Origin of the sequence: Micromonospora sp. KC213 (assembly GCF_004348325.1) — a bacterium.
GTDB lineage: Bacteria > Actinomycetota > Actinomycetes > Mycobacteriales > Micromonosporaceae > Micromonospora.
Map to the genome: position 1 here is coordinate 1 of NZ_SMKF01000207.1, position 8,767 is coordinate 8,767.

The 8,767-nt window shown below is 69.0% G+C and carries 10 protein-coding genes; 1 reads left to right on the plus strand and 9 read right to left on the minus strand.

The annotated features are described in order from the left end of the window. The 7 genes from E1166_RS27070 to E1166_RS27100 all read right to left on the minus strand — a co-directional run. The coding region (locus tag E1166_RS27070) for an ABC transporter permease (RefSeq protein ID WP_132342746.1) at window positions 1-775 on the minus strand (775 nt) is incomplete at its 3' end. Beyond that, window positions 772-1,632, minus strand: a complete 861-nt coding sequence (locus E1166_RS27075) for an ABC transporter permease (protein WP_243710537.1) — start codon at window positions 1,630-1,632, stop codon at window positions 772-774. The genes E1166_RS27075 and E1166_RS27070, both read right to left, overlap by 4 nt. A gap of 5 nt (window positions 1,633-1,637) precedes the next feature. Continuing rightward, window positions 1,638-2,789 (minus strand): ABC transporter ATP-binding protein, encoded by a 1,152-nt coding sequence (locus E1166_RS27080; protein WP_132342748.1) that lies wholly within the window; start codon window positions 2,787-2,789, stop codon window positions 1,638-1,640. Window positions 2,790-2,794: 5 nt separating this feature from the next. Then, on the minus strand, window positions 2,795-3,970 hold the full coding sequence (locus tag E1166_RS27085) for a spermidine/putrescine ABC transporter substrate-binding protein (RefSeq protein ID WP_132342749.1): 1,176 nt from the start codon (window positions 3,968-3,970) through the stop codon (window positions 2,795-2,797). Between the two features lie 167 nt (window positions 3,971-4,137). Then, complete coding sequence (locus tag E1166_RS27090) at window positions 4,138-4,749, minus strand: cysteine hydrolase (RefSeq protein WP_132342750.1); 612 nt, start codon at window positions 4,747-4,749, stop codon at window positions 4,138-4,140. Continuing rightward, window positions 4,746-6,848 (minus strand): glycogen debranching N-terminal domain-containing protein, encoded by a 2,103-nt coding sequence (locus E1166_RS27095; protein ID WP_132342751.1) that lies wholly within the window; start codon window positions 6,846-6,848, stop codon window positions 4,746-4,748. The genes E1166_RS27090 and E1166_RS27095 overlap by 4 nt, the downstream gene beginning before the upstream one ends. Continuing rightward, window positions 6,841-7,212: an SCP2 sterol-binding domain-containing protein gene (locus E1166_RS27100; RefSeq protein WP_132342752.1), complete on the minus strand. Its 372-nt coding sequence runs from the start codon at window positions 7,210-7,212 to the stop codon at window positions 6,841-6,843. Before E1166_RS27100 ends, E1166_RS27095 begins: the two co-directional genes overlap by 8 nt. A gap of 148 nt (window positions 7,213-7,360) precedes the next feature. On the opposite strand from E1166_RS27100, the gene E1166_RS27105 reads away from it, so the two are divergent. Then, window positions 7,361-8,122 carry a sulfite exporter TauE/SafE family protein gene (locus E1166_RS27105; protein ID WP_132342753.1) on the plus strand — a complete coding sequence of 254 codons (762 nt, stop codon included), beginning with the start codon at window positions 7,361-7,363 and terminating at the stop codon, window positions 8,120-8,122. Window positions 8,123-8,192: 70 nt separating this feature from the next. On the opposite strand, the gene E1166_RS27110 is transcribed toward E1166_RS27105, so the two are convergent. Next, complete coding sequence (locus E1166_RS27110; RefSeq protein ID WP_132342754.1) at window positions 8,193-8,387, minus strand: DUF397 domain-containing protein; 195 nt, start codon at window positions 8,385-8,387, stop codon at window positions 8,193-8,195. Continuing rightward, on the minus strand, window positions 8,378-8,665 hold the full coding sequence (locus tag E1166_RS27115) for a Scr1 family TA system antitoxin-like transcriptional regulator (RefSeq protein WP_207914564.1): 288 nt from the start codon (window positions 8,663-8,665) through the stop codon (window positions 8,378-8,380). Before E1166_RS27115 ends, E1166_RS27110 begins: the two co-directional genes overlap by 10 nt. Window positions 8,666-8,767 lie beyond the last annotated feature (102 nt).

The window sequence follows — 8,767 nt, forward strand, 5'->3', positions numbered from 1 at the left end:
GGCGTAGGGCGGTGGCGGCAACCAGCAGGAGCGCTGCTCCGAACATGGCCGTGCCGATGACGTTGACCTGCGGCGGAATGCCGCGCTGGGCGGCACCCCAGACATACATCGGGAAGGTCACGGTGGTGCCGGCGTTGAAGTTCGTGACGATGAAATCGTCGAAACTCAACGAGAAGGCCAGCAGCGCGGCGGCGACGATGCCGGGCCACACCAGCGGCAGGGTCACCAGCCGGAACGTGTGCCACTCGCTGGCGTAGAGGTCCATCGCGGCCTCCTCCAGCCGCCGGTCCATCCCGGCGAGCCGCGCCTTGACGGTGACGACCACGAACGACACGCAGAACATGACATGCGCGACGACGACCGTCCAGAACCCCTGCGGCACGCCGGCGGAGACGAACAGGGCGAGCAGCGAGGTACCCAGCACCAGTTCCGGCGTGGCCATCGGCAGGAAGATCAGCAGGTTCATCGCGGAACGACCGCGGAAGCGCTGCCGGACCAGGGCGAACGCCATCAGCGTGCCGAGCACCGTGGCGACCACGGTGGCAACGACGCCGATCTGCACGCTGCGCAGCACCGCCTCGCACATGCCCGGGGTGGCGCAGGGGCGACGCCAGTTGTCCAGGGTGAACTCGTGGAAGTCGTACGACAGCCGGCTCGACGGGCGGTTGAACGACAGGCCGGCGACCACCGCGACCGGCAGCGCGAGGTAGCCGAGCACCAGCAGGGCCACGAGCATCGTCCAACGGTCGGCCAGCCACCTCCCGAGGCGGGTCATCGCCACACCTCGTCGGTGCCGGCCCGTCGCAGGTAGCCGACAACCACCGCGAGGATCGCCGCCATCAGCAGGAACGACAGCGCCGCCCCCTGCGGGTAGTCCAACCGGACCAGGAAGGCCGAGTCGATGACGTTGCCGACCATGTACTCGTTCGGGCTGCCGAGCAGTTCCGCGTTGATGTAGTCGCCGGTGGCGGGGATGAAGAACAGCAGCGTGCCGGCGATCAGGCCGGGCATCGACAGCGGCAGGGTGACCCGTCGGAACGTCTGCACACCACTGGCGTACAGGTCGCCGGCCGCCTCCAGCAGCCGGTGGTCCAGCCGCTCCAGACTGGCGTACAACGGCAGCACCAGCAACGGCAGGAAGTTGTACGTCAGGCCGAGCACCACCGCGACCGGGGTCGCCAGCAGCCGGCCGTTCGGGCCCAGCAGGTGCACGTCGCGCAGCAGCCCGACCAGCCAGCCATGGTCGGACAGAATGGTCTTCCAGGCCAGGGTGCGCACCAGGAAGCTGGTGAACATCGGGGCGACCACGCAGACCAACAGCAGGTTCTTCCACCGGCCGGCCTTGCGCGCGATCGCGTACGCCAGCGGGTAGCCCAGCAGCAGCGCCAGCGCCAACGCCGCTGCGGCGTAACCGAAGGAGCGGGCCAGCTGCGGCCAGTACGCCTGCAACACCGCCGGGTAGTTACCGAACGCCCAGGTCAACGCGTACCCGGTGGAGAGCGAGCCGGTGGGGTCGTAGAGGCTGGCCGCCCCCAGCTGCAACAGTGGCACGACGAAGAAGACGCCCAACCAGGCCGCCCCGGGCAGCACGAGCAGGTACGGCAGCAGCCGACGGCGGGCCGACGTGGTCACCGGGCTCACGACGACACGGGCGTCGGCTCGTCGCGCAGCCCGGCGCTGCGGTCCGCCGCGCCGGGTTCGCGGGGCAGCAGGAACGCGTGCCGGGGATCCCAGTGCGCCAGCACCGACGCACCGACCGGAAACCGTCGGCCAAGCCCGTTGTTCGCCGCGAACGCGGCCAGTTCGCCGCCCCAGCCGGTGCGGATCAGGTACTGGGTGCTCACCCCGACGTTGGAGGCGTCGGTGACCACACCGTCGAGGTGCTGGTGTCCGTGGGGCACCTGGTCGGCGGAGCCGGCCAGATGCAGCTTCTCCGGGCGTACCCCGAGGTAGACCGCGCCCCGGTCGGACCGGGCGCGGTCGGCGGGCAGGGAGAACCGCGCGCCGTGGGCGGTGACCGGCACGTCCGCGCCGACGCGGCCCGCGGCCTCGGCGGCGAGCAGGTTGGATCGGCCGAGGAAGGTCGCCACGAAGGCGGTGGCCGGGAACTCGTAGCTGTCGGCCGGAGCGCCGAGCTGCTCGATCCGGCCGGCGTTCATCACCGCGACCGTGTCGGCCATGGTCATGGCCTCCTCCTGGTCGTGGGTGACGTGCACGAAGGTGATGCCGACCTCGGTCTGGATCCGTTTCAGCTCGAGCTGCATCCGTCGGCGCAGCGTCAGGTCGAGCGCGCCGAGCGGCTCGTCCAGCAGCAGCACCTGCGGGTGGTTGACCAACGCTCTGGCCAGCGCGACCCGCTGCTGCTGCCCGCCGGAGAGCTGGGCGGGCCGGCGCCGGTCGTGGCCGTCGAGTCGCACCAGCGACAGCATCCGCCGGACCTGCTCGTCGACCGTGCGGATGCCGCGCCGGCGCAGCCCGAAGGCCACGTTCTCGGCGACGTCCAGGTGCGGGAAGAGTGCGTAGCTCTGGAACACGGTGTTCACCGGCCGCTGGTACGGCCGCAGCCGGGTGATGTCGCGGTCGCCGAGCAGCACCTGCCCGCTGGTTGGCTCCTCCAGGCCGGCGACCATGCGCAGGGTGGTGGTCTTACCGCAGCCGGACGGCCCGAGCAGGGCGAAGAAGGAACCCTGGGGGACGGTCAGGTCAACGTCGTCGACGGCGGTGAGGGCACCGAACCGCTTGGTGAGGTTGGCCAGCCGCAAGTCGCCGGCCGGTGACTCCTGCCGCATCCCGGTCACGCTCCGATGACCTGTTGGAACCGGGACTCGTACGCCCTCTCCTGCCGCTCGTCGAGGGCCATGAAGACGGTGGCCTTCCGCAGCAGGTCCTCGCCGGGGAAGATCAGTGGGTTGGTGGCCAGCTCCGGATCGATCTTCTCCATCTCGGCCTGCGCCCCGCGGACCGGACAGATGTAGTTGACGTACGCGGCGAGCCGGGCCGCGACCGCGGGCTCGTAGTAGTAGTTGATCAACGTTTCGGCGTGGCCCTTGTGGGTGGCCCGATTCGGCACCAGCGTGTCGTCGCTGTAGAGCAACAGGCCCGACTCGGGCGAGACGAACCGGATCTTCTCGTTCTCCGCCGAGAGCTGGATGACGTCGCCGGACCAGGCCACGCAGGCGGCGATGTCCCCCCGGGCCAGCTCGGGGGTGTAGTCGTTGCCGGTGAACCGGCGGATCTGACCGGAGTCGACGGCCTTCTTGAGCTTGGCGAGCGCGTCGTCGAACTGGGCGGGGGTGAAGTTCGCCGGATCGTGGCCGTTGGACTGCAGCAGCAGGCCCATGGTGTCGCGCATCTCGCTCAGTGCGGTCACCCGGCCCTTGAGGTCGGGTCGGGTGAGCAGCTCGTCGACGGTGCGGATCTCCCTGGTGACGCTGCCGTTGTAGGCGAGGCCGGCGAGGCCCGCCTGCCACGGGACGGCGAGCCGGTTCTGCGGGTCGAAGGAGCGGTCGCGCAGCGACGGCAGCAGGTTCGCCGTCACGTTGGGGATTCTCGCCGGGTCGAGTTGCTGGATCCAGCCGAGCCGGATCATCCGGGCGGCCATCCAGTCGCTGAGGACGATGATGTCCCGGTCGATGCTCCGACAACTGGCGAGCTGCTGCTGCACCTTGCCGAGGAACTCGTTGTTGTCGTTGATGTCCTCGGTGTAGGTGACCTGGATGCCGGTCCGGGCGACGAACGCGTCGAGGGTCGGCCGCTTCGCCGGGTCGGACTCGTCGACGTCCAGGTACTGAGGCCAGTTCGAGAAGGTGAGCTTCTGCTCCGCCGTGGAGCGGTCCTCGCTGCGGCAGCCCGTCTCGGTCTGGGTCGCCGCCCTGGTGCCGCAGCCGGCGAGGGTGCCGCCCGCGGCGAGCAGGGCGGCCGCGCCGGTGAGCAGTCCACGCCGGCGCAGCGGTTGCGAGGGGACGCGCATGCGGCGACTCCCGGGGGTCGTCCGTCGGCGGCGGAGGGCTGCGCGCCAACGGGAGGTGATCTGCCAAGGACGACTGATCTTGGCATGGGGCACGCCAGCGGGTACAGCGGCTGCGCTACGGCGGTGCGGACCGTGGCGGTGGGCGGCTCCAGCACCGGCGAGGGGAGTCAGCCCGTCAGACCGCGCACGACGTCGTCGGTGGTGACCACCTGGCCGAGCAGACCTATCCCTTCCAGGGTCACCCGGTGCATCTCGTCGGTCGCCGCGGCGCAGGCGTCGGAGACGACCACCATGCGGTACCCGTGGTTGACCGCCTCGAAGGCGGTGCCGGCGACGGAGAGATTGGTGGCGACGCCGGTGAGCAGGACGGTCTTGACGCCCCGGGCGCGCAGGATCACGTCCAGTTCGGTACCGAAGAAGGCGGTGAGCCGAGCGTGGGTGAAGACGATGTCGCCCACCTGCGGCGCGACCTCGTCGATGATCTCGGTCTTTGGGTCTCCGTCGAGGAAGCCCCGCTGCTCCCCGATCGTTGCGAAGGCCGGGGTGTTGGCAATGAGATCCGGATAGCCGGGTCGGAATGCGATGCGGCTGTGGACGACGAGCCCGCCGCTGGACCGGACGGCAGCCATCAGCCGCGCCGCGTACGACGCGACGCGGTGCCGGGCGACCTGGTCGGCGAAGTAGGGGCCGAACAGCCCATCGGGGCTGACGACGTCGTGTTGCCAGTGCACGCCGATGACGGCGACGCGCGTCGGGTCCATCTCGATATCGGGCATCATCGTCCCTCCCGTCGCGGGGCGGAGAGCTGCGGCGGTGCCGGATGGAGCCCTTGTCCATCGATCGCGGCCCGCCCTCTACCGTAGGCGTCGAGACGCCCCCACCGGCCAGGAATGTCGAGAAGCCCCACAAAGTCGAGGTTGGGAGGAAGCGCGGGCCTGGTCACGAGGTCGTCACCGACCGGCCGCAGTCCGAGCATCGTGCGTAGCAGGAGCAGCGACGCACCCGCCGACCACGCCTGAGGGCTACACGCGGTCGGGTAGTTGACGGGGTATCTGGTTTCGGTGCGAGGGCTTCCGGCGAACGCCTCCGGCAGTCGGCCGTCGTAGAAGGCCGCCGCGTCCAGGATTCCGGCCGTGACCTGAGCCGCCTCGTCGGCGAAGCCGTAATTCCGCATCCCCCACGCGATGAACGAGTTGTCGAAGGGCCACACGGTTCCCACGTGGTATCCGATGGGGTTGTAACGGGCCTCGCCCTCGGCCAACGTGCGGATACCCCAGCCGCTGAAGAGGGCGGGTGACATCAGGTGCCGCACCACGGCCTCGGCCTTGGGCTCCTCCAGGATGCCACTCCACAGCAGGTGGCCCATGTTCGACGACAGTGCGTCCACCTGGCGGCCGTCGCCGTCGAGGGCAAGTGCGATGTACTCGCCGTCGGCGATCCAGAAGTCACGGTTGAAGCGTTGCTTGAGATCGGCGGCCTCCCGCTCCAGCCGGTCGGCGTACTCCGGGTCGTCCCAGAAGGTACGGGCCAGCCTGGCAGTGCGCACCTTCGCGTCGTACGCATACCCCTGCAGTTCGCAGGTCGCGCGCGGGAAGCTCGGCAGGCGGCCGTCGCGGAAGGAGATGGCGTCCCAGGAGTCCTTCCAGCACTGGTTCTCCAGGCCGTTTCTGGTGTTGCGCCGCTGGTAGGAGATGTAGCCGGTGCCGGTCACGTCCGCGTAGCCGTCGATCCAGTCGATCGCGGACCGGGCTTCCTGCTCGACCGTGCGGACCAGGTCGGCGTTGCCGGTCCACCGCTCGTACTCGTCGAGCAGCACGAGGAACAGCGGAGTGGCATCCGCGCTGCCGAAGTAGGGGCTGTGCGGCGTGTCCTCGAAGACGGTCATCTCGCCGTACCGCATCTCGTGCAGAATCCGGCCCGGTTCCTCCTCCCGGAAGTCGTCGACCCGGCTGCCCTGCCGGAACGCGAGCACCCGCAGCGTGGTGGCGGCGAGCTCGGGTGCGAACGGCAACGCCTGGAAACTGGTGAGGATGCTGTCGCGACCGAACAGGCTCATGAACCAGGGCAGCCCGGCTGCGGGCACGCTCTTGTCCCTGGCGAGGAACGGGCTGAACCGCAGCGCGGCCAGGTCGATGAGGCTCTGCCGGTACGTGATGCGCAACGGCTCCCAGTCGCACTCCAGCCGCGGCGCCTGGTCCAACCACTCCAGGAGGTCGCGGTGCTTGTCCCTTCCGGTCCGGTTCGCCCGGCCGGGAATCGTCAGCCGATCAAGCCCTTGCGGGAGGGGGAGATCCGGCAGGGCGCTGAGGTGGGCAGACCATCGGCTGTGTGGATCGATGTGGACTTCGAGGGTCAGGCCGTCCTCGTCCACCACCGCCGGCACGGACGCGGAGACGATCGTCTCCCGCCGGAAGCGCTCCCGCTGGTAGCCCAGCACCAGTCGCCCGTCGTCAACCCGTCGATAGTGCCGACCCTTCTTCCGCACCACGGCATCCTTGACCTCGAAGATGTCGGCGAAGTCTGCGTCCACCTCGACTCTGACGGTCAGGTCGACCGGTTGCCGGTCGTTGTTGGTGATGATGAGATCCTCGTGCAGGCCGGTTTGCAGATTGTGTATCCGCTGCACGGCCAGCGTGCTGTTGACGTAGACGTCCTGGCCGCCGGGGACCAGGTAGAACCGGTTCTCGAAGTAGTGGACGTCGTCGATGGACAGGGTGCTCAGCCGCTCCCCGTTGATTCGCAGCTCCCATTTCGACAGCAGGCGGGTGTCATGAGCGAAGAGGCCGTGCGCGGTGTCCGATGACGGGACGATGTCCCCTGTCCGGTCGCAGACCATGAAGGTGGTTCCGTCCAGGATGCCGACCTGGTTCTCAGTCATGGTCGTCCCCCCGGCTCCCGCGTCGCAGCGAGGCGGGGGGCGGCGGAAACAGCCTCCGAACGGTGGCGAAGATTCGCGGGCTACCCTCCACGGTCGCCTCACCACGCAACACGCTGGTCAGGAAGTACGCCTCTCCGCAGGCGATCCGGTCGAACACCGCCCGATCGGCCCGGACCACGGCATCCCCACCCGTCTCCTGCTCCGAGACCGTGATGTCACCCTTGGCGATGGAAACCAACCAGTGATCGACCTGACCGTTCCGGCTGATGTCGAACCGAACGCTGCCCTGGTGGATCGCCGTCAGCCGGCGATCGTGCCCCCGGCGGGCGAGGCTGCGGAAGAACTCCTGGGTCGCGTCAGCCATCGTCACCCCTCCTCAGAGCCACCCTGCCACCCGACCCGCAGCCCTGCCTCACCCTGAAAGAGTGAGGTTCGCGGGGGCCGGTTTCCTCGCCGCGTCTGCCTTCGAGATGGCGGCTGGTCCGGTGGACAACCCACTAGCGTGAGACTCGATGGATCCTCTGCAGGTAACGTTCCTCTTTGTCGCCGGTCTCCTCACGGGCGCTTTCAACGCGGTCGCCGGCGGCGGCTCTCTGATCGGTTTCTCCGCGCTGCTCGGTGTCGGCATACCGCCCCTCACCGCCAAGATGACCAGCACCGTCGCGGTGTTTCCCGGAAACGTGGCAAGCGTCGCGGGAGGCTTCCGGGACCTACCGGATCGCAGAGCTGTCCTCCGCCTCCTGCCGGCAGCCGTCCTCGGTGGCGCCGTCGGGTCGATACTGCTGCTCCTGACGCCTAGTCAGGTCTTCGACGTGATCGTGCCGTTCCTGATCCTCGCCGCCTCATTCATCCTTGGCCTGCAGAACACCCTGAAGGAAATGGTCACTCACTCCGCCGTCCGCCACCGACGGCACCACCCAGCGATCCTTCAGGCGCTCGTTGCCGTGGGCAGCGTCTACGCTGGGTACATCGGTGCCGGATTCGGCATCGTCCTCGTCGCCATCCTGGCGTTCTTCCAGCACGAACCGCTCACCAGAACGGTCGCCCTGAAGAACCTGCTGTCGGCGGTCATCGCGTCGATATCCGTCGCTCTCTATGTGCTTTTCGGCACCATCCACTGGACCAGCGCGACGATCTTGTTTCCGGCAACCGTCATCGGTGGCTACGGCGGCGCCCGACTGCTCCGCAGGCTTCCCGACAAACCACTCAGGGCGGCCATCGTCACGTTTGGCACGGCCTTCGGGCTGGTTCTTCTGTGGGTGAACGTCCTGTAGCCCTGCCGCTTTGCAGTCCTGCCGTTCTCCAGCTGTGCCGGCGGCGGCCTTACCGCCGGGCACGGTCTGGTCAGTGGCCCTTGGCCGTAACCAGGAACGCGCGCCAGGCGGCCGGGGTGAAGCTGAGCGTGCCGCCGGCACGGTCCTTGCTGTCGGGCACCAGGACGCGGCCGGGAAGGTTGTCGGCCACCTCGGCGCAGTCGCCACCGTTGTTGCTGCTGCTGCTGCGGGTGGCGGTGCGCCAGCGGGCGTCGGTCAGGTCCATCTCTTCACCGCTTCCCGGATCAGGGCGATCGACGGGCGGGACGGCAGCGCCTCGCCGGCCACGCTCTGCCACCTCGCGCCCAGGCTAGCAATGTCAGCAGGCTCGGTCACCAGCTCGCCACGGAGCTGATTGTCCAGAAAGGCCACCTCGGTTCCGTCCGGCAGTCGGGCCAGCGCGAGGGGGCCGGCCAGGCCGGTGTGCCGGGGGGCCTCAGCGACCCGCACCTGCACGTGCTCCCGCTCGGCGATGGTCGCCAGGTCGGCCGCCTGCCGGGCCATGACGCCAACGCCAGAGATCGAGAACGCCGCCAACTTCATGATCAAGGGCGGAAGCGCCGGTTGGGGTGGCGGGAGCCCGGTGGGCGGCGGGTGGAGCTAGTG